The organism is Paractinoplanes atraurantiacus (genome assembly GCF_900215205.1).
Lineage (GTDB): Bacteria > Actinomycetota > Actinomycetes > Mycobacteriales > Micromonosporaceae > Actinoplanes > Actinoplanes atraurantiacus.
This window is the reverse complement of the sequence record NZ_OBDY01000001.1, coordinates 868,168-888,518: the sequence shown is the minus strand read 5'-3', so window position 1 is coordinate 888,518 and position 20,351 is coordinate 868,168. Positions and strand designations below refer to the sequence as shown.

Annotated in this window: 20 protein-coding genes; 5 read left to right on the top strand and 15 right to left on the bottom strand. The window is 71.9% G+C overall.

The genetic code is table 11. The features are described from left to right. The first annotated feature begins 20 nt into the window (after positions 1–20). Positions 21–917 carry a patatin-like phospholipase family protein gene (locus tag CRP55_RS04240; protein WP_097318082.1) on the top strand — a complete coding sequence of 299 codons (897 nt, stop codon included), beginning with the start codon at positions 21–23 and terminating at the stop codon, positions 915–917. Then, on the top strand, positions 917–1,984 hold the full coding sequence (locus CRP55_RS04235) for a 1-acyl-sn-glycerol-3-phosphate acyltransferase (protein ID WP_097318081.1): 1,068 nt from the start codon (positions 917–919) through the stop codon (positions 1,982–1,984). Before CRP55_RS04240 ends, CRP55_RS04235 begins: the two co-directional genes overlap by 1 nt. On the opposite strand, the gene CRP55_RS04230 is transcribed toward CRP55_RS04235, so the two are convergent. Both CRP55_RS04230 and CRP55_RS04225 read right to left on the bottom strand, forming a co-directional pair. Then, complete coding sequence (locus CRP55_RS04230) at positions 1,970–2,752, bottom strand: hypothetical protein (RefSeq protein WP_179855006.1); 783 nt, start codon at positions 2,750–2,752, stop codon at positions 1,970–1,972. The genes CRP55_RS04235 and CRP55_RS04230 overlap by 15 nt on opposite strands. Before the next feature lie 85 nt (positions 2,753–2,837). Next, complete coding sequence (locus tag CRP55_RS04225) at positions 2,838–3,638, bottom strand: hypothetical protein (protein ID WP_097318079.1); 801 nt, start codon at positions 3,636–3,638, stop codon at positions 2,838–2,840. Positions 3,639–3,784: 146 nt separating this feature from the next. Between CRP55_RS04225 and CRP55_RS04220 the strand changes: the two genes are divergently transcribed. Next, a complete protein-coding gene (locus CRP55_RS04220) occupies positions 3,785–4,936 on the top strand; it encodes an FHA domain-containing protein (RefSeq protein WP_097318078.1) in 1,152 nt (383 codons plus the stop codon). Here the strand turns inward: CRP55_RS04220 and rocD are convergent. The 4 genes from rocD to CRP55_RS04200 all read right to left on the bottom strand — a co-directional run bounded on the left by rocD (position 4,933) and on the right by CRP55_RS04200 (position 8,612). Further along, positions 4,933–6,153: an ornithine--oxo-acid transaminase gene (rocD, locus tag CRP55_RS04215; RefSeq protein WP_097318077.1), complete on the bottom strand. Its 1,221-nt coding sequence runs from the start codon at positions 6,151–6,153 to the stop codon at positions 4,933–4,935. The genes CRP55_RS04220 and rocD overlap by 4 nt on opposite strands. After that, the gene (gene ddaH / locus CRP55_RS04210) at positions 6,150–6,956 is read right to left on the bottom strand and encodes a dimethylargininase (RefSeq protein WP_097318076.1); all 807 of its coding nucleotides are present in this window, start codon (positions 6,954–6,956) and stop codon (positions 6,150–6,152) included. The genes rocD and ddaH overlap by 4 nt, the downstream gene beginning before the upstream one ends. A 267-nt stretch (positions 6,957–7,223) precedes the next feature. Beyond that, positions 7,224–7,892, bottom strand: a complete 669-nt coding sequence (locus CRP55_RS04205; protein ID WP_097318075.1) for a hypothetical protein — start codon at positions 7,890–7,892, stop codon at positions 7,224–7,226. A gap of 108 nt (positions 7,893–8,000) precedes the next feature. Then, positions 8,001–8,612: an ATP-dependent Clp protease proteolytic subunit gene (locus CRP55_RS04200; RefSeq protein ID WP_097318074.1), complete on the bottom strand. Its 612-nt coding sequence runs from the start codon at positions 8,610–8,612 to the stop codon at positions 8,001–8,003. Between the two features lie 248 nt (positions 8,613–8,860). Between CRP55_RS04200 and CRP55_RS04195 the strand changes: the two genes are divergently transcribed. Beyond that, complete coding sequence (locus CRP55_RS04195; protein ID WP_143234397.1) at positions 8,861–9,271, top strand: DsbA family protein; 411 nt, start codon at positions 8,861–8,863, stop codon at positions 9,269–9,271. Between the two features lie 25 nt (positions 9,272–9,296). Here the strand turns inward: CRP55_RS04195 and CRP55_RS04190 are convergent, their stop codons facing one another. From CRP55_RS04190 to CRP55_RS04150, 9 genes are all read right to left on the bottom strand, one after another. Further along, positions 9,297–9,749: a lamin tail domain-containing protein gene (locus CRP55_RS04190; RefSeq protein ID WP_245922767.1), complete on the bottom strand. Its 453-nt coding sequence runs from the start codon at positions 9,747–9,749 to the stop codon at positions 9,297–9,299. Between the two features lie 108 nt (positions 9,750–9,857). Then, the gene (locus CRP55_RS04185) at positions 9,858–10,391 is read right to left on the bottom strand and encodes a hypothetical protein (RefSeq protein ID WP_097318071.1); all 534 of its coding nucleotides are present in this window, start codon (positions 10,389–10,391) and stop codon (positions 9,858–9,860) included. An 18-nt stretch (positions 10,392–10,409) separates the two neighbouring features. Then, entirely contained in the window at positions 10,410–10,625 is a 216-nt protein-coding gene (locus tag CRP55_RS04180) for a hypothetical protein (RefSeq protein ID WP_097318070.1), read from the bottom strand. Positions 10,626–10,642: 17 nt separating this feature from the next. Next, positions 10,643–13,792 carry a cyclic nucleotide-binding protein gene (locus tag CRP55_RS04175; protein ID WP_097318069.1) on the bottom strand — a complete coding sequence of 1,050 codons (3,150 nt, stop codon included), beginning with the start codon at positions 13,790–13,792 and terminating at the stop codon, positions 10,643–10,645. A gap of 207 nt (positions 13,793–13,999) precedes the next feature. Next, on the bottom strand, positions 14,000–15,634 hold the full coding sequence (locus tag CRP55_RS04170) for a trypsin-like peptidase domain-containing protein (protein WP_097318068.1): 1,635 nt from the start codon (positions 15,632–15,634) through the stop codon (positions 14,000–14,002). A gap of 39 nt (positions 15,635–15,673) precedes the next feature. Beyond that, entirely contained in the window at positions 15,674–17,239 is a 1,566-nt protein-coding gene (locus CRP55_RS04165; RefSeq protein ID WP_438865763.1) for a sensor histidine kinase, read from the bottom strand. Positions 17,240–17,265: 26 nt separating this feature from the next. Beyond that, positions 17,266–17,979, bottom strand: a complete 714-nt coding sequence (locus tag CRP55_RS04160; RefSeq protein WP_097318066.1) for a response regulator transcription factor — start codon at positions 17,977–17,979, stop codon at positions 17,266–17,268. A gap of 68 nt (positions 17,980–18,047) precedes the next feature. Further along, complete coding sequence (locus CRP55_RS04155; protein WP_097318065.1) at positions 18,048–18,815, bottom strand: lysophospholipid acyltransferase family protein; 768 nt, start codon at positions 18,813–18,815, stop codon at positions 18,048–18,050. After that, entirely contained in the window at positions 18,812–19,573 is a 762-nt protein-coding gene (locus CRP55_RS04150) for a GNAT family N-acetyltransferase (protein ID WP_097318064.1), read from the bottom strand. The genes CRP55_RS04155 and CRP55_RS04150 overlap by 4 nt, the downstream gene beginning before the upstream one ends. A 94-nt stretch (positions 19,574–19,667) precedes the next feature. Between CRP55_RS04150 and CRP55_RS04145 the strand changes: the two genes are divergently transcribed. Then, the gene (locus CRP55_RS04145; RefSeq protein WP_097318063.1) at positions 19,668–20,324 is read left to right on the top strand and encodes a hypothetical protein; all 657 of its coding nucleotides are present in this window, start codon (positions 19,668–19,670) and stop codon (positions 20,322–20,324) included. Positions 20,325–20,351: the final 27 nt, after the last annotated feature.

Here is a 20,351-nt window from a genome sequence, read left to right as displayed (position 1 = left end):
GCGCGTGCCACCATGAACGCATGGTCGACGGTCCGGTGGCGTTCGTGCTCGGTGGCGGAGGAGTGCTCGGAGCGGTCGAGGTGGGCATGCTCCGGGCCCTCTTCCGGGCCGGTTACCGGCCCGACGTGGTGGTGGGCACGTCGATCGGCGCCGTCAACGGCGCTCTGGTCGCCTCCGATCCGAGCGAGGCCGTCACCGACCGGCTGGTCCGGCTGTGGACCTCGCCCGAGGCGGCCACCGTCTACGGCGACTCGCTCGGCCGGCAGCTGCGCCGGTTCGCCGCCCGCACCCACCTGCACTCGCCCATGCCGCTGCGCCGGCTGCTGGAGAGCGAGCTCGGCGACACCGCCTCCTTCGCCGACCTCAAGGTGCCGTTCCGCTGCTGCGCGGCCAGCATCGAGCGGGCCGCCGAGCACTGGTTCGACAGCGGGCCGCTCGTCGACGCCGTGCTCGCCTCCTCGGCCGTTCCCGGTCTGCTGCCCCCGATGGAGATCGCGGGAGAGCACTATGTGGACGGTGGGATCGTCAACTCGATCCCGATCAGCGAGGCCGTACGGGTCGGCGCCAAGCTGATCTTCGTGTTGCAGGTGGGCCGGGTCGAGCGCCCGCTCGCCGTGCCGCGACGTCCGTGGGAGGTGGCGCAGGTGGCCTTCGAGATCGCCCGCCGGCATCGGTTCGCGCGGGACCTTGCCTTCTTGCCCGACGATGTACGGGTGCACGTGTTACCCAGCGGCGGCGGCGAGGGCCGGGACGACAGCCCGTGGGCCTATCGGGACATGGCCGCCGTGGGCCGCCGGATCAGCCGGGCCTACACGGCGTCACGGCGCTACCTGGCCGCCAATGTCCCTCCAACCGCCCCACCCGCCGCCCTTGAGCGGCCTGAAGGCCGTCTGCCACCGGGGCAGGGCGAACGCTGATGCCGCTTCCTCCGGTCTGGATACGCCGCCTGCTCATCGCCCCCGCCGTCGTCCTCCTGGCGTTCGCGCTGGTGACGACCCTGCCGCTCTGGCTCTTGTTCGGCCTGGTGGCCTCGCCGCTGGTTCCCGGCCATCTGCGCGTGCCCCGCCTGGTCCTGCTCGGCATCCTCTACCTCTGCTGGGACGCGGCCGCGCTGATCGTGCTGGGCGTGCTCTGGGTCTGGTCCGGGTTCGGCCGCAACATCCGTACTGCCGAATTCCAGCTCCGTCATTATCAAGTGACCGGATCTTTCCTGCGGGTGCTCTTCTGGATCGCCCGCTGGGCGCTGCATCTGACCGTGGACGTGGTCGGCACCGACCCCGACACCGCCGTCCCCGGCCGGCCCGAGATCGTGGTGAGCCGGCACGCCGGCCCCGGCGACTCGTTCATCCTGATCCACGCGCTGGTCAACTGGTTCGACCGCGAGCCGCGGATCGTGCTCAAGGCGACGCTGCAATGGGATCCGGCGATCGACGTGCTGCTCAACCGCCTGCCCAACCGCTTCATCTCGCCCGGCCGCACCGGCACCACCACGCTGGAGCAGCAGATCAGTGAGCTGGCCACGGGCCTCGACGAGAACGACGCCTTCGTGATCTTCCCGGAGGGCGGCAACTTCACCCCGCGCCGCCGGACCAGGGCGATCGCCCGGCTGCGGGATCGCGGTCTGGCCGAGGTGGCCGACCGGGCCGAGCATCTGCGGCACGTGCTGCCGCCGAAGCCGGGCGGGCTCTTCACGGCCATCGACGCCGCCCCCGACGCCGGGGTCGTCTTCGTGGCGCACACCGGCCTCGACCGGATGGTGACCGTGTCCGACGTCTGGCGGGAGCTGCCCATGGACAAGCGGCTGCTCATGCGTTTCTGGAGCGTCCCGCCCGAGGAGGTGCCGACGGAAGAGGAGGAGCGCGTCGCCTGGCTCTACGACTGGTGGGAGCGGATCGACGCCTGGATCGACGAGAACCGCCCCGCGTTCCGCCCGTTGAGCACGGACTGGACCGCGAGGCGGAACGCGACGTCAGCTTCCGAGTGACTGGTAGAGGCTGTCCGGCGCCTCGGTGATCTCCGAGGCCGCGGGCCGGGCCGCGGTCACCGGCACGCCGTAGTCGGTGTAGAGCACCTCGAGCGGCTGGGCGTTCGGGATCTGGATCGTCAGCACCGACAGCCGGCCCTGGTCGTCCAGCCCGGCCGTGAAGGGCACGTTCTGGGCCTGGGTGTTGTCGACCGTGACCTGGGAGACGCCGGCCAGGCCGGCCGCCTTGGTCAGGTCGAGCGTGCCGGCGTAGCTGTTGGCGCCGGTCGCGTGCACGTCGGTGGCCGAGCCGAGCAGGTTCGACGTGTTCACCGGGTCGATCTCGCCGGGCCGCAGGCCGACGTTGGCGCCCTCGGGCAGCCGGGCGACGTCGACGTGGGTCCACGTGCCGGCCTTGGTGAAGCCGGGCACCTGGAGGTAGAGGTCCTTCTCGATCAGCAGCGTCTTGAGGCTGAGGTCGGCGTTGGTGCCGGTGGCCTTGAGGTCGGCCGTGCCGACGCCCTTGGCCGGGTCGATCGCGCCGGCGAGCTTGAAGCCCGTACCCGAGGTCGCTGTGATCTTGAAGCTCGTGGTGCCGAGCTGCGACGTCGCCTTGGTCAGCGCGTCGACGGCGGCGGGGTCGGCCGCGCTCACACTCGCGCTCGCGCTCGCTCCCGCGCCGGCCGGCGCGCTGGTCGCATCGGCGGTGGGTGTCGCTCCGCTGTTCGAGCAGCCGGCGAGGACCAGCGCTGTCGCGAGACCCACCCCGGCGAACCGTGCTGTCCGCATGTCCGTCCCTTCCTGCCGACCTCCGGGTGACGCCGGCGACACCGGCATCAATGCCCGAAGGTCGTTCCGGACAAACAGGACCAGGTCAGGCGCCCATGGCCTTGCGGAACTTGGCCGGCATCTCGACGACCTCACCGGCGGCGGGCTTGGCGACATTAACCGGCTCGCCCCAGTTCGAATAGGTCGCCGTCATCTCACCGGCACCGGGCGCGATCGACTCGAGCGCCATCGAGAGCTTCGTGAGCCGGCCCTCGGCGTCGGTCTCGGCCGTGAACGGCACCGCCTTGGCCTTGGCGCCGAGCGCCTTGAGCATCGTCGCGTTGGCGGTGGCCGACTTGGTCATGTCGAGCGTGCCCTTGAACGTGTGATCACCGGTCTTGGTCACCTCGGAGGCGGTGGTGATCAGTTTCGCGGTGTTGGCCGGGTCGGTGTTCTTGATGCTGATCGGGCTGCTGTCGGGCACCTGGGACACGTCGATGTGCATCCACTTGCCCGCCGTGGCGCCGATCGCGTCGCCGACCTGGCCCTCGGTCTTGACGTACAGGTCCTTGCCGATCTGCCGGGTCACCATGCTGCCGGCCGAGGCGAGATCGGTGGTCATCTCGGACGATTTCGTCTTCGCGTCGATGGCGCCGGTGCCGGCGATGCCGGCGGCGGAGGCCAGCTCGAACTTCACCGGGGTGTCGCTGAATTTGGCGTACGCCTGCGTGAGCTCCTCGGAGGCGGACGCGGGAGCCGTGGTCGCGGGCGGTGCCGCGCTGACCGTCGTGTCCCCGGCCGGAGACGCGCCCTTGGTGTCGGTCTTGCTGTCACCACTGCAACCGCCGGCCACCAGGACCGCGGCCAGGGTCAGACCGGCGATGGCCGGCCGTCGAATACTCGTCATCGGGCTCCCCGTCCATGTGTCAATATCAACCGCGTCGATGGTGCGAGCGGACGGCTGACACGGTAGCCCAGGGGTGTGACGCCCGCCTCCGGAGCGCACGCGGCATGATTGCCGTGGCAGAAACCGCTCACCCCTCGGGAGGACCCGTGAGATTCGAGATCAGCAAGGTCCTCGACGCCATCGAGGCCCGGCTCACCACCGACCCCGCCCTCGCGCGCGCCGTGGTCGACATGTCGGAGATCATCCGTTACGCGGACCTCGACGGCGGCCGTCCGGCCAGCTCGGTGCGGCTGGGCCTGGTCCTCGACGCGCTCGGGCTGCGCTTCGCCGAGGAAAACGTCCCGGTCTACGTGGTGGTGCCGCGCGGTCTTCTTTCCGACACCGATCTGACCTCGAACGAGCGAATGGTCATCCGCCGGTGGGCGGACGACGGCAAGGTCGAGGTGGTTCCGCAGCTCGACGGCCGCGTCTTCGAGGCGGCCGACCTGCTCGGCGTTCCGGTGCTCACCCGCAGCCGGGCCGATCGCGAGCGCGAGCGCTACCCCTGGGTCGACGAGCCGGGCCGTCTGCTGGCCGCGGTCGCCGGCGAGGGCGGCACCACCGTGCTCGTCCCCCGGGTCGGCCGCAACGAGCCGCCGCGCCCGCCCGAGCGCTCCGCGATGGGCGACCGGCTGCTGGCCCGGGTGTGGAGCTGCCCCGAGCCGAACTGCGCGAGCTACGGCAGCGGGGGCGACCCGGACAGCTTCTTCGCCGACATGCGCACCTTCACCAGCCCCGTCTCGCAGCCGCCGCCGGCACTGCGCGGCGGCGTGCCGACCTGCCCCCGGCACGGCGCCCGGCTCAAGGACGCCGGTCAGCGGGCGGCGGTCGAGGTGCTCTCCGTGCGCATCGACGGCGTCATCCGGCGCCGGTTCGTGGTCTCGACCGACGAGCCCGTGGTGGTCGGCCGCGCCCCCGAGGGCAGCGGCGTCATGCTCGGCCAGTGGCTCACCGACGACGCCCGAAAGTGGATCAGCCGCGGCCACGTGAAGTTCACGCTGCGCCCCGACGGCACGCTGACCGTGCAGGACGTGAGCACCAACGGCAGCGGCGTGCGCCCCGGCGGCTCGGCCGACGACGACACCCGGCTCACCCTGCGCCGCGGCGAGACCCGCACGCTCGGCCCGGAGGACGTGGTGGAGCTCTACGCCAACGTCAACGTGGGCCGGGCCAGCATGTGGGCCACCGGCGGCGTCGCCCAGCCCCAGTCGGTGATGGGCGAGGCGCCGACGATGGCCCTGCGCAAGTTCGAGCGTTAGACCGCTTCGGCCAGGATGGCCGCCAGCTGGTCCACCGCGTGGTCGATCTCGGCCTCGGTGACGACCAGCGGCGGCGCCAGCCGGATCGTCGAACCGTGCGTGTCCTTGGCCAGCACACCGCGCTCGGCCAGCAGCTCGCAGGCGCGGCGGCCGGTCATCAGCGCGGGGTCGAGGTCGACACCGGCCCACAGACCCCTTCCCCGAACGGCGACGAGGCCGCGCCCGACGAGCTCGCCCAACCGTGCGTGCAGGCGCTCACCGAGCTCGGCCGAGCGCTTCTGGAACTCGCCGGTGGCCAGCAGGCGCACCACCTCGTGGCCGACCGCGCAGGCCAGCGGGTTGCCGCCGAAGGTCGAGCCGTGCTCGCCCGGCTTGAGCACGCCCAGCACGTCCCGGTCGGCGGCCACGGCCGAGACCGGCACGATGCCGCCGCCGAGCGCCTTGCCGAGCACATACATGTCGGGGACGACGCCCTCGTGCTCGATCGCGAAGGTGCGGCCGGTGCGGCCCAGCCCCGACTGGATTTCGTCGGCGATCATCAGCACGTTCTGCGCGGTGCACAGCTCGCGGACGCCCGCGAAATAGCCGGTCGGCGGCACGAGCACGCCGGCCTCGCCCTGGATCGGCTCCAGCAGCACGGCCACCGTGTTCGGCGTGACCGCGGCGGCCAGCGCCACCAGGTCGCCGTACGGCACCACGACGAAGCCCGGGGTGTACGGCCCGAAGTCGGCCCGCGCCTCCGGGTCGGTCGAGAAGCTGACGATCGTGGTCGTCCGGCCGTGGAAGTTGTCCGCGGCCACGATGATCTCGGCGCGCTCGTTCTCGACGCCCTTGACCTGGTAGCCCCACTTGCGGGCCACCTTGATCGCGGTCTCGACGGCCTCGGCGCCGGTGTTCATCGGCAGCACCAGCTCCTTGCCGCACAGCTCGGCCAGCGAGCGGCAGAACGCGGCGAACTGGTCGTGCACGAAGGCCCGGCTGGTCAGCGTGACCCGGTCGAGCTGGGCGTGCGCGGCCGCGATCAGCTCCGGGTGGCGGTGGCCGAAGTTCAGCGCCGAATATCCGGCCAGGAAGTCGAGGTAGCGGCGGCCGTCGACGTCGGTGACCCAGGCGCCCTCGCCCTCGGCCACCACGACGGGCAGCGGGTGATAGTTGTGCGCGGTGTACCGCTCGGCCTCGGCGAGCTCGGCCGGCGTGCGCTGGTCAACGGTGGTCATGCCCGTACCTCCAAGGTGCAGCACTTGGGACCGCCGCCGGCCTTGCGAAGCTCGGAGACATCGACCCCGACGGTCTGGTAGCCGGCGGCGCGCAGCGCACCGGCGAGATGAGTGGCCTGTTCCGGCAGAACCACGGTACGGCCGTCGCTGACCGCGTTGAGGCCGAGAACGGCCGCGTCCTCCGCATTGGCGATCACCGCGTGCGGGTAGAGCTGCCGCAGCACGGCCTGCGAGCCGGGCGAGAAGGCGGACGGCAGGTACGCGATGTTGGTGTCGTCGAGCACGCAGAGCGCCGTGTCGAGGTGGTAATACGCCGGGTCGACCAGCTGAAGCGTGATGACCGGGCGCTGAAGGGCCTCCTGCGTCTCGGCGTGCGAGGCGTGCGACGTGCGGAAACCGGTGCCGGCCAGCAGCACGTCGCCGGCGAGCAGGATGTCGCCCTCGCCCTCGTTCGTGTGCTTCGGCTCGATGACGGTGAAGCCGCGCTCACGGAACCAGGACGCGTACGCCGGGGCCTCGTCGGCCCGCTCGGCGTCGCGGAACTGCACGGCCAGCACCCGGCCGTCGACCACGGTCGCGCCGTTGGCCGAGAACACCATGTCGGGCAGGCCCGGCAGCGGGTCGATCAGCTCGACGGTGTGCCCCAGGTCGAGGTACGTCTGCCGCAGGCTCTCCCACTGGCGGACGGCGAGCGCGTTGTCATAGGGCGCCGTGGGATCCATCCACGGATTGATCCGATAGGTGACGGCGAAGTGGGTGGGCCGGCACATCAGGTAGCGGCGCGGCGAGGCCGTGGTGTTCATGGCTGAAACGCTAGAGCCGCCACCCCGCACGATGCCCTGGTTCAACCATGCGCCTGGCTTTCGATCATTGCGTGCTCAGGCGCTCCGGCGTCGAATCGTTGCGCTGGGGCGAAAACACCTCGCGGGCGGCCTGAACCAGGCCGCCCGCGGAGGGTGAATGAGTGCCGGCGAACCGCCGGGTTTTTCGGGGCGGGAGGGGTGGTGACCCCGTCCCGGTTCCGAGGGGTGCGCCCGGCTTCATTGCTGGCCGCAACAGTTACTTACCCGTCAGAAACGGTCGACAAACTGTGCATCAAGCCACTCGCGAAAATTGTTCACGGGCTGCATGTCGGTGCCCAGCCAGTTCAGCGAGCCGGTCAGGGCCAGGATGCCGAGCACGATCGCGCCGAGCGAGAAGATCATGCCGAGCAGGGCGTCCGACTTGCCGGCGACGTGCCGCTTGCCGGTGGCGTGGATGCCGCTCAGCGACAGGATCAGGGCCAGGCCGGCCACGCCGATGCCGTAGCCCAGCAGCGGGCCCGACAGCACCAGGAAGACGGAGGCCACACCCAGGATCAGGCCGAGGGTGGCCAGCAGGCTGGCCCGCGGCTTCGGCCCGGCGGGGACGACCGGCGTGTTCTCAGGCTCCGCGGCAACCTTCTTCTGCTCCGCGGTGACGGTCTTCTGCTCGAGGGTGGGCGGCTCGTCGCGGTCGACGCGGCGCGGGGGCGTCCGGTCGACGACGGCGCTGCCGGTGGGGCGGCCCACCGAAGGAGGGGGCGGCGGGGGTGCGAGCTTGCGCTCCGCCGTGGTGGGCTCCGCCTTCGCCGGAGCCGCCGGAAGATCGGCGGTGGCGTCGGGGTCACGCCGCGGCCGTACGGGGGAGGTAGCGGCCGGCTGGGCGGGAGTCTCCGTGGTATCGGTCTCGGTCTGGCGGGAGAACGTCGGGATCCTCACGTCAGCACCTCCTTGAGCGATTCGGGGGATGACAGTTCTCTACCCCGAACCCTCAGGAAACACACAACGGGCACGCGACCATCGGTCGCGTGCCCGCATCTGCGCAGGTCAGGAGATCGGAGCGCCGCTCGCGTTCACCTGGTTGGCCCGGCTGATCACGTGGTCGATCAGCCCGTACTGCTGGGCCTGCTCGGCCGTGAACCAGCGGTCACGGTCGGAGTCGCGCTCGATCTCCTCCGGGGTGTGCCCGGTGTGGAAGGCGATGCGCTCGTTCATCGTCTGCTTGATGTGCAGCATGCTCTCGGCCTGGATGGCGATGTCGGCCGCGGTGCCGCCGATGCCGCCGGAGAGCTGGTGCATCATGATCCGCGCGTGCGGCAGCGCGTACCGCTTGCCCGGCGTGCCCGCGCACAGCAGGAACTGGCCCATCGAGGCCGCCATGCCCATCGCGATCGTCGCCACGTCGTTCTTGATGTACTGCATCGTGTCGTACACCGCCATGCCGGCGCTGATCGAGCCGCCCGGCGAGTTGATGTAGAGCGCGATGTCCTTCTCGCTGTCGGCCGAGGCGAGCAGCAGCAGCTGGGCGCAGATCCGGTTGGTCACCTCGTCGTTGACCTCGCTGCCCAGGAAGATGATCCGCTCGCGCAGGAGCCGCTCGAACACCTGGTCGTCGAAGGATGCGCCGCCGGCCCGCATAATCAACTCGTCAACACTCATGACAACACCCTCTCGCATCCGTCTGGGGGCCTGTCACTCGACCGGCCGTTCGACGCCTTAAAGCTTTACGCAGGAGTGCCCACTCTCCCAGCGATTCCCCTGTCGGCGAATCAGCTCTGGGCATAACGGGCCCACTTATGTGCATCCGCGGGCCTGAGCCGCCCGGTCTGTTCGAGACGGAGCCCGCCGCGGACAAGCTCCACACCGGCGCGCGGTGCCGGGTCGGCATTCCACCCACCGTCGTCCACGTGATCGAGGTGCAGCGTTTCGATCCGCCGCTCGAGACCGGCCGGCTCCCCCGCCCGTCCCTCGAGATCGTCGTGCTGCGCCGCGGCGTGACCGAAGACCCTGAGATCTTCGAGCAGGGGTACGGCTTCAACCCGGACGACGACATCCCGCGGGAGATCAAGTTGGTCTTTCGCCCGTACGCCTTTCTGGAGCCCGGCGAGGATGTGGCCGACGCGGCCGGCCGGGCCTGGCGGTTCGACAGTCTCTGGGACTGGCACGCCTACGACGGCCGCGACGGGGCTCCGGCCTGGCCGTTGATCCGCCTCGCGGATGACGGCGGCGCGGTGCCGGCCGCCACCGCGACGGGCTCTCACGAGGCGGAGATCGAGCGGTGGCGGCGGGCGGCCCGGGCCGAGCCCCCGCGCCGGTGAGAGTGGCGCGGGGGTGTTGTCCTGATCAGCAGTTGGTGGCTACGCCCTTGCCGAACTTGCAGGTGTTGATGGTCTTGCCGGCCGGGTTGCGCAGAGTCGCGGTGTCGCCGGTGTTGTTCCAGATGTAGTTGCCGGAGCCCCAGTAGCGGTCCACAGCCGACGGCTTGCCGGCGGTGCCCTTGCCGGTGTGCACGACCACCGACTTGCCGGGGGCCAGGGCGTAGGCGCCGAACTTGTAGACGTGGTTGGCCGCGTCGCGGACGGTGAAGTTCTTCAGCTGGATAGTCTTCTTGGTGCTGTTGGTCAGCCGGAACCATTCGGCGTTCAGGCTGGCGTTGCTGCGGGTGTCCTTGCCCGGCGAGTCGTAGTAGATCCGGCTGAAGTACACCGGCGCCTCGGCCGCCTGCGCCGGCGTGGCCACCGCGAAGCCCAGCATTGACGCCGCGGCCGCCGCCGCCACGAAGAACCTCTTCTTCACCCTGTCTGCCTTCCCACACGTGAACGGAGCACCCGATGGTGCCCTGTCCAACGAGGAGTGACCTCCGAAGGCAGTTCCGCTGATCGGCCGGAACCGTCCGGCCGTACGTCAGCTGCCCTCGGTCCAGACGGCGCGGTCGAGGAAGCCGTCGCCGTCGTCGTCGTACATCCGTTTCTCGAAATCGCCGTCGTGGTCCTTGTCGTAGCCGGCGAAGTCGACGCGGTTGTCGAGGTCGAGGTCGACGCCGATGAAGTCGGTGCGGCCGTCGTCGTTGAGGTCGACCAGGATGTCGACGCCGCCGTCGGCCCGGCCGCGGTAGGTGGCCTCGTCGAGGGTGCCGTCGCCGTCGGCGTCGACCTGGTTGTCGTAGCCGTCGGGGGGTTCCAGCTCCCGTACGGCCTCGGCCGTCTCCCGCACCGCCTCACCGATCGCGTCGTCGAGCACGAGAGGGGAGTCGGGCACGAGCGGGGCGTCGCCGAAACCCGTGACGGCCGGAAGGTTGTCGAGGTCGGGGTTGTCGCCCAGGCCCGTGTGCACCTCGGTGGACGCCGAGAGGTCCTGCCCGTTCTGGGTCGCGACCATGCCCGCCACCGTGCCGAACTCGGACCACGGGCCCAGGTCGTCGCTGCCGAACTTAGCCATTACTGCACCATAGGGCCATCAGTCCAGCTCCGGCATCGCCACCGCGTGTGGACGAGGCCGGCAGGAGCCGCATTGCACCGCGTCGTCGACGACGAGCGCCTCGGCCCGGCGCCGGCTCTCGGACCGGTTCACCTGAAGGATGTACGGCCCGAACCGGGCGTGGTCGGCGCAGACGCCGCGGCCGCAGAAGCGGCAGGTGGCGCGGGCGGCTTCGGCGCAGAACCAGCAGAGCATCGGGCCTCCTGTGTGGGCTACCCGCTGCTCTCCGTCGCCTCGGGCACGTCCGGCGTGGTCGGCGGCGTCGTCGCGGGAGTCGTCGGCGGGGTGGTCGGCGGCGTCGTCCTCGGAGTCGTCGGCGGCGTGGTCGGTGGCCGGGGTGTCGTGGGGCGGACGGTCGGCGACGTCGTGGTGGGCGGCGCGGTGGTCGCCGGCCGGGTGGTGGCGGTGGTGGTCGTCTCCGTCGGGCCGGCGGGCGCCTCGGGCTCGGTGGTCTCGACGGGATCATCGGTCTGTGACGGTGTGACTACAGTAGCGCTCGGCGAGGCGGAAGTGCTTGGAGCGGTCGAGGGCTCGTCGGCCGGTGTGGACTCCTCCGACTCGGACGGGGCCGGGGCGCTCTCCTCCGGCGGGGCCACCGGGGCACCGTCCTTGCAGGCCAGCTGCGCGCCGGTCGCGGCCGCGGCCGCCCCATCGACGGCGACCTTGCCCGACGAGACGGTGACCGTCGCCGGCTCGACCGCGAACCAGGCGGCGCCACTGTTGGTGACCCGGCCCTCGCTGCGGTCGACGGTGAGGGCGAGCGGCTGGAAGGCGCCGCTCGTGCTGCCGGTGCCGGCGAGCAGCCGGCCGCTCTGCAGCGAGAGCATGGCCACCGGCGCCCGGTGCCGGCCGCCGTCGACGTGCAGGCCGCCGATGCCGACCTTGCTGCCGCCGCAGACCCGCGCCGACGCGCCGCCCGGGAAGATCAGATCGGCCGACGAGCCGGCCGGCACGTCGACGGTCTCGCCCTGGTCGATGTGGCGGGAGGCGCCCGCCTGGAGGGCCTGCTCCTCGCCGTCGAAGGTCGCGGTCACTCCCCCGGCGCCGACCGTCAGCAGCAGCTGGTCGGAGGGCATCTCGGCCCACGCGGGGCCGGCCTTGAAGTTGAGGCCGGCGAAGAACAGCGCGCCGGTCAGCACCAGCACGGTGGCCCACCGCAGCCCGCGCTCGAAGCGCTGGTCGGCCGCGGGGTCGCCCTCCTGTTCGGGCGGGCCGGGCGGCACGGCGAGGGGCGGGTAGGCGCCCCGGGCGCCGGAGCTCAGGAAGCCCCGCACGGTGACGACGGGCATCTCGGAGCCGGGCCGGTGGGTGGCGCCGACCAGGGGTGGCAGGTCGGAGGCGTCCGGCAGCACCCAGAGCCGCACCGGCGTGCGCGACTGGGCCACCATGCCGGGGCTGCCGTCGCCGACCGGGCCGACCAGCGTGCCCCGGCGCAGCTCCATGCCGTCGGGCAGGGCGATGACGCCGGACTCGACGACCACCGCGTGGGTGGGCCCGGGCAGGATGACCGGCGCGCCGGGGTCGAGGTCGACCGGGTGGGCCGAGGCGATCAGGGCGAGCCGCTGGTCGACGGCGAGGCCGGCCAGCGCCGGGGTGTCGGCGAACAGCGCCTCGGCCTCGGCCCGGTCCTGCGGCGGCGGGCCGGGCAGCGGCCCGACCACCGTGGCCACGGTCGCGGTGGGCACGGAGAGCAGCGTGGTGCCGGCGGTGTGCCAGTCGAGCTGGGTCGACCGGCCGGTCAGCGCGTTGACCAGGCCGACGACGGCGCCGGGGCCGACGTGGTGGCGGATCGTGCCGGGCGGGTCGCCGGGGCTGCGGGCCTCGAGGGCACCCTCGACGACGACGAACACGGCCTGTTGCGAGCCGCCGGAGAGCACGACCTGGCGCCCTTTCGGCGGGTGCACCCAGCGGGCCCGGGCGGCCAGGCCCTGCAACGCCGGCTCGGGCAGGCCGCCGAGCTCGGAGGCGCGCAGCGCGGCGAGCCGGCGCGGGCTGTCGGCCTCCCGGTCGTTCTCGGCGCGGCGCAGCCGGGAGGCGGCCAGCCGGCGGGCGGCCTTGCCGGCCATCAGGAAGACGACCGGACCGGCCACGCCGATCATGATCAGCAGGAGGAGCAGCGCGCCGAGCGGCCCGGAGTGCCACAGGCCGGTGGCCGCGCCGGACACCCGGTCGATCCAGAGCCGATAGGCCAGGACGAGCGCGAACGCGATCCAGGCCACGGCGAGATAACCGTAGAGCGCGATCAGGCGCCCCTCGCGGTCGAGCGCCTTCCAGCCCGGCGAGCGCCCGCGCAGCCGGCCACCGAGCCAGGCCAGCGCCCGGTCGCGCAGCTGCGGAATCTCGGTCCAGTCGGTCAGCAGCTGCTGGCCGTCGCGCCGCAGCAGCGGGCTGAGCTGGAAGAACAGGCTCAGATAGCAGAGGAAGGCGAGCTTGAACGTGAGCCCGGCCAGCGGCGGCGCGGCCAGGCCGGCGAGCTGGGCGGCGCCGGCCAGCAGCAGCGTGCCGGCCGGACCGGCGGCGGCGGCGAGCAGACGGGCGCGGCGACCGGCCATCCACACGTCGCTGGTCTCGACGAAGAGCGAGGGGATTCCGTACGACACGAGCAGGCCGGCCGCCGGGACCTCGCGCCCCGTGGCCTTGACGGCCAGGGCCCGCCCGAGCTCGCGCACCCCGACCACGACCAGGTTGAGCAGCAGGAGCACGATCGCGCCGAGCAGGTAGGAGTCGCCGGCCAGGAACAGCGACCGGCTGCCGCGGGCCCAGGTGACGGCGAACAGGGCCAGGCCGATCACCGAGAGCGCGCCGACCGCGATGCCGGCGCCCCGGCCGAAGAGGAAGCGGCCGCCGGCCCGGTAGAGGGTGAGGAACAGGCCGTCGGCGTCGAAGGTGAGCAGGCGGGGCCCGGCGGCGGCGGGCGAGGGCAGCGGCCGGCGCCCGATCTCCTCGAGCGGGCGGAACGCGTCCATCGGCAGCTCGTCGAGCATGCGGTGGGCGGCCAGGTCGGCCACCACCCGGCGGACCTGGTCGGGGGCGAGCCGCCCGGCGATCCGCGCGAACTCGGCGACCAGCCGGGTGACCGTGTTCTCGCCGTCCATCAGCAGGGCGAGCTGCCACTCCTCGCCGGTGAGGCGCAGATATCCGGCGCGGGTGCCGTCGTCGGGCGAGCGCAGCAGGAGATAGTCACCGCCGCGGGCGTCGGCGAGCTGCACGGCCTCGATGCCGGCGCGGAGCACCGGCCGGGCCCGGGACGGGTTGAGGCGGTCGACGACGGCGCCCCAGAGACCCGGGTCGCCGGACTCACCCGGGGCGCGCCCGGCCACGGCCTCCCAGACATTTGCCGAGCTTTCGACGTACGACGTCACGGAAGGGCGCGCCTCTCACTGCCTCGGTGTCGCCGCATGGGCGATGGCGAATGGCAGATTAGGCCGTCCGGGTGGCGGAAGGCGAGACCCACGTACCGAATTGCGGCGTTTTCCCGTAATCGGAGAATGACACCGGACAAACGTACGGCGGGCGGTGCGGCAACCCCCTTGCCGCGCCGCCCGCCGTAGCGGGAGGGAACTGCTGGTCTACTTGGACTCGGTCAGCGTGACCGTGACCGTCTTCTTGGCGCCGTCCCTCGTGTATTCCAGGGACATCTGCTGACCGACCGAGCCGCCCTGGACCGCGGCGACCAGGTCGTCGGAGTCGCCGATGGCCTTGCCGTCGGCCGAGGTGATGACGTCGCCCTGCTGGAGGCCGGCCTTGGCCGCCGCGCTGCCCGCGGTGACCTGGCTGACCAGGGCGCCGCCGTTCTCCGCGTCGGCCACGCTGACGCCGAGCGCCGGGTGGCTGACCTTCTTGCCGGCCATCAGGTCCTCCGCGACCTGCTTGGCCTTGTCGCTCGGGATGGCGAAGCCGAGGCCGATGTTGCCGCTGCTGCCGCCCTGGGTGGCGATCGCCGAGTTGATGCCGATGACCTCGCCGCTGGTGTTGACCAGGGCGCCGCCCGAGTTGCCGGGGTTGATCGGCGCGTCGGTCTGCAGCAGGCCGGACATCGTCGTGCTGGAGCCCGACTGCTGCTGGCTCTGGCCGCCGAACGGGCTCTGCTGCTGCTCGTCCTCGCTGCTGGACTGGATGGTGCGGTCCTTGGCGCTGATGATGCCGGCGGTGACCGAGCCCTCCAGGCCGAGCGGGCTGCCGATGGCGAGGACGGTGTCGCCGACCTGCATCTTGGCGCTGCTGCCGAAGGTGGCGGGCTTGAGGTCGGACAGGCCGGACACCTTGACCACGGCCAGGTCGGTCCGCTCGTCGGTGCCGACGATCGTGGCCGACGACTTCTTGCCGTCGGCGAAGATCACGGTGACGTTGTCGCCCTGCGCGGTGGCCACCACGTGGTTGTTGGTGACGATGTAGCCGTCCTTGGACAGCACGACGCCGGAGCCCTCACCGCTGCCGGTGGTGATCGAGACGACGCTGTCCTGCACGGCCGAGGCGATCGAGGCGAGCGACGAGCGGTCGACCACCTTGGTGACCGACGAGTTGCCGGTCTGCACCGCGGGCGACGAGCTGTCGTCGTCGAAGGCGAGCGCGGTCGCGGCGCCGACGCCGCCGGCGCCGAGCGCGATCAGCACGGCCGCGGCGCCGGCGATCAGGATCTTGCGGCCCCGGGTGTTGCGCGGCCGCTGCTGCTGGTCGACGGGCGCGGCCCAGGCCGGCTGCCCGTCGGAGACCCAGGTCTGGCCCTCGCCCCAGGCCTGGCCCTCGGCGGCGCCGATCTGGGGCTGCGTCTGCGTGGTGCTGCCGGCGGGAGCCCAGGCGCCGGGCGTGCCGGCGTAGGCCGACTGCTGCGCATAGGGCGACTGCGGCTGCTGCGGCTGGCCGTAGGGCTGCTGCGGGTAGCCCGGGTGCTGGTAGCCGGGATGCTGCTGCCAGGGCGACGGCTGCTGCCACTGGGGCGGGCCGGACTGGGGCTGGCCGGACTGGGGCGGGCCGGACTGGGGCGGGCCGGACTGGGGCGGGCCGGACTGGGGAGCAACGGGCGCGCCGGACTGGGGAACGCCGGACTGCGGGGCAGCGGCCGGCGGGCCCCACTGGGGGGTCTGCGGCGCGGCCGGGGGAACGACGGGCTGCGCGGCCGTCGGCTCCTCAGACTGTCCCCGCTCCGGGCTGCTGCTCTCAGAGGAGGCGTCCGCGGGTCGCGGGTCGGTCTCGTTCTCGTTCATGCCCACAACCTTGCCCCGTCGCGCTCGTACCGACCTGTGTTAGGCCTGGATGTTTTCTGTGAAGCCTTTATCCGGATTTAGCGTAGGCAAAGTCACCTTGAAGGTGGCACCCTGTCCCGATTCCGAGATCACCTCGACGGTTCCTTGGTGCGACCTGACGATCGCCGCCACGATGGCCAGCCCCAGACCCGTCCCGGTGGCCGCCCGCTGGGTGTTGCGCGTGCGCGCCTCGTCCACCCGGTAGAACCGCTCGAAGATGTGCGCCTTCTGATTCTCGGTCAGCCCCGGCCCGGTGTCCGACACCTCGAACGACGCCCGGCCGTCCGGCTCCGCGTAGACCCGCAGGGTCACCGTCGCCTCCGGCGGCGTGTGCACCAGGGCGTTGGTCATCAGGTTGCCGATCACCTGGCGCAGCCGGGCGTCGTCGCCGCTGACGACCAGGCTCTCGGCGCTGTCGCGGACCTCGAGCTCGATGGTGCGCTCGGGCGCGGTGGCCTGTGCGGCCTCGACCGCGTCGAGCGCCAGCACCGGCAGCTCGACCGGGGCCAGGTTGAGCGGCCGCTCCCGGTCGAGGCGGGCCAGCAGCAGCAGATCCTCGACGAGCAGGCCCATCCGGGCCGCCTCGTCCTCGATGCGGCGCACCAGCTTGGCGACGTCCTCGGGGTCGGTGACCGCGCCCTGGCGGTAGAGCTCGGCGAAGCCGCGGATGGTGGTCAGCGGCGTGCGCAGCTCGTGCGACGCGTCGGCCACGAACTGCCGCATCTTGCCCTCGGAGCGCACGGCCCGCGACTCGGAATGCTGGGCCGCCTCGGCCGCCTCGTTGGCCACCGACTCGGCCGCGCGGGCCGCCGCCTCCGACTCGGCGCGAGCGGTGAAGGCCGCCTCGATCTGCGCGAGCATGGCGTTGAGGGCCCGGGAGAGCCGGCCCAGCTCGGTCGTGGGTGGCCCGCCGTGCCCCTCGGGGTCGGGGACGCGCTGGGTGAGGTCGCCGGCGCCGATCGCGGCCGCGGTGCGCTCGATCTGGTGCAGCGGGATCAGGCTCTGCCGGACCAGGGCGGCGCCGACCGAGGCGAGCGCGATCAGCACGCCCACGCCGACCAGCAGGTCGACCCAGAGCAGCTGGCTGACCGCCTGCTTGATCACCGAGAGCTTCTCGGCCACCTGGAGCACGGCGCCGCTGCTGTCGACGACGACCAGCACACGCCACTCCACCTTGCCGTTCGGCGACTTGACCGTGTACGGCTGACCGAGCACCGCGTTGATGTCGTCGAGGCCCTTGACCAGCGGCGGGAAGTCCTGCTCGCCCAGCTTGTCGTCGCCGGCGGCGACGCCGTCGGCGTCACGCACACCACTGACCGAGCTGAGCGAGACGTAGAAGTCGGCCGGCACCGGGATCTTGGTGGCGTAGCGGAGCCGGGAGATCGTGGCCGCGTAGACGCTGATCGACGAGTCGACCCGCTTGAGCAGGTAGTTGTGCAGGGCGTAGGTGCTCGCGGCGCTTATCGCGACCAGCGCCGCGAAGACCAGCGTCAGCACGGAGGCCACCAGCTTGACCCGCAGCGGGACGGAGCGCAGGCTGCCCTGCAGCGGGAGCGTGGTGCGCACCCGCTCGGTGAGGGTCACGGCGCGGCTCAGACGGCGGGTTTGCGGAGCACGTACCCGACGCCGCGAAGCGTGTGGATCAGGCGCGGCTGCACGTTGTCGACCTTGCGGCGCAGGTACGAGATGTACGACTCGACGATGTTGTCGTCACCGCGGAAGTCGTATTTCCAGACGTGGTCGAGGATCTGCGCCTTGGAGAGCACCCGGTTGGCGTTGAGCATGAGGTAGCGCAGGAGCTTGAACTCGGTCGGCGAGAGCTGCACGCGCTGACCGGCGCGGTAGACCTCGTGGGTCTCCTCGTCGAGCTCGAGGTCGGCGAAGACCAGGCGCGACGGCTCCTCGTCGCCCTGCGTCGTGCGGCGCAGCACCGCCCGGATGCGGGCGGTGAGCTCCTCGAGGCTGAACGGCTTGGTGACGTAGTCGTCGCCGCCCAGGGTGAGGCCGCGGATCTTGTCGTCCGTGCCGTCCCGGGCGGTCAGGAAGACCACGGGGGTACGCTGGCCGCCCTCGCGCATGAGCCGGATGACCTCGAAACCGTCGAGGTCGGGCAGCATCACGTCGAGGACGACGAGGTCGGGGGTGGAGTTCTTCGCCGCGCTGACCGCCGCGCTGCCGCTCATCGCGGTGCTCACGTCGAAGCCGGCGAATCGGAGGCTGGCGGAAAGCAGCTCGAGGATGTTCGCGTCGTCCTCGACGACGAGCAGTTTCGCCTCGGCCTGCTTGGGCTGGGTCTGAACGGCCATGACACCCAGTATTTATCAGTCCGCTGCGACTGGCCTGCACGGCGGCTGAAAGTTTTCTGAAAGCCTGCTTAGGCCGCCAGGCGGTAGCCGGAGACGCGGAGCGAGGACTGCGCGGCGCGGGCGAGCACCTTGCGGTCGGCTCCGGCGGCGGGACGCAACGCGGGCGCGGTCACGAGGGTAACGGTCAACTTCTTGAGAGCGGCGACCCGGCGTACGGAATCCCACAGCGTGTCGTCACCGATGAAGGCGGCCGCCGTCGAGTCGTAGACGAGCGAGGCCGGCACCACCGGGGCGCCGGCGTCGATCGCGGCCTGGAACAGCGCCGGCCGGAAAGCGCCCTGGTTGGCGCCGCAATAGGTGGTGCCCTCGGGGAAGGCCGCGACCGTCCGGCCCGACCGCAGCGCCGCGGTCACCTCGGCCACCGTGCCCGGCAGCGCCTTCGGACGGGAGCGGTCGATGAAGATCGCGCCGGAGAGGCCGGCCAGCGCGCCGATGCCCGGCCACGCGCCGACCTCGCCCTTGGCCACCAGACGGACCGGCGCCGACGCGGTCAGCACCAGGATGTCCAGCCAGGAGACGTGGTTGGCCACGATCAGGCTGCCCGGCCTCACCGCCGGTCCCTGCCGGACGACCTTGATGCCCAGGACCGCGAGCATCGTGCGGGCCAGGGTCCGCAGCGCGACTCCCCGCAGGACAGGCACGAGCAAGAGACCGCTGAGGAGTACGCCGGCCAGCGTGACCATGCGCAGAAATCCGGCACCGGGAAGCACCCGCCGGTCGAGCCCGTCACGGCACAGCGCGGTGCACCCGGACACCGGCTGCCAGAGGGCGATCATCGGGTCGCTCCGAGGAAGTGGCGGCGGTACCGCGGGTCCAGCCGGTCCATGGAGAACAGCACGTAGAAGTCGGCGCAGTTGAAGTCGGGGTCGTAGGCCGGCTCGCCGCAGACCCAGCTGCCGATCCGCAGATAGCCCTTGAGCAGCGCCGGCGGCTGCACCTTGGGGTCGCCTTCGAGATCGGTCCCGGCCAGCCAGGGCCGGCGCGGCGTGACCCGCAGGGCGGGCGGTGAGAGGTGCTTGCCGCGCACCCGGGCCCACACGCCGGCCGCGGTGACGCCGCCGTCGTCGAGCGGCACCGAGGCGCAGCCGCCGAGCCAGCGCAGGTTGTTCAGGTGCAGGTAGCGGGCGATGCCGGCCCACATCAGGTTGACGACCGCACCGCTGCGGTGGTCGGGGTGCACGCAGGAGCGGCCGGTCTCGACCAGCTGGTCGCGCAGGGGCCGCAGGCCGGCCAGGTCGAACTCGCCGTCGCCGTAGCGGCGGCCGGCGCGCTCGGCGGCCTTCGGGGGAAGCATCCGGTAGGTGCCGACCACCGCGCCGGACGCGTCGTCGCGCACGATCAGGTGGTCGCAGAACTCGTCGAACTCGTCGACGTCGCGCCCGTCGGCGGAGGCGGGGAGACGGGCGCCGAGCTCGCCCGCGAAGACGTCGTGTCGCAGCCGCTGCGCGGCGGCGACCTGCTCGGGGTCGTCGGCGATGAGCAGGGTGTAGCCGCTGGTCCCGGTGGGGGCGGCGGCGGTAAGTAATACGGCCATGTGATCTGTGTAAGGGTGACACCTGCCGATGGAATGTCGGTCCAGGTGGCGATTCATGGCCACAAAATGAACGGCTTGTGCGAGCCTTCCTCGCATGCACATTCCTGCTCGTTACAACGGTCCACCGGGCACAGGGAACGGTGGTTGGTCGGCCGGGGCCTTCGCGGTCGCGGCGGGTGCGCGGGTGGGTGGGCCGGTCTACGAGGTGACCCTGCGGGTGCCGCCACCGTTTGAGACGCAGCTGCGGCTCGACGGCGGCTCGGTGCTCGACGGCGACACGCTCGTGGCGTCTCTGGCCGAGGTGGACCCGGGGCTTGCGGCGGTGGCGCCGGCCGGGCTCGCGGAGGCGGAGGAGGCGTCGCGGTCGTACCCCGGTTTCACGGCGCATCCGTTCCCCACGTGCTACGTCTGCGGCACCGCGCGCCCCGACGGGCTGCGCATCTTCTCCGGGCCGCTGCCGAACGGGCGTACGGCCGCACCCTGGTCCGTGCCCGAAGAGGCGGATCTTCCGGTGGTCTGGGCCGCGCTCGATTGTCCCGGCGGATGGGCGGCCCTGATCAACGGGCGGACGTACGTGCTGGGCCGGATCGCGGCCGAGGTGGCCGCCCTCCCCGAACCGGGCACGACCTGCGTCGTCGTGGGCGCCGCGGTCGAGTTCAGCGGCCGCAAGGCGCTGGTCGGCTCCACCGTGTACGGGCCGGAGGGTGACCGGATCGCCACGGCACGGGCCACATGGATCGCCACGGTTTAGTAGGTTGACCTCTCCCAGCCCTCGGAA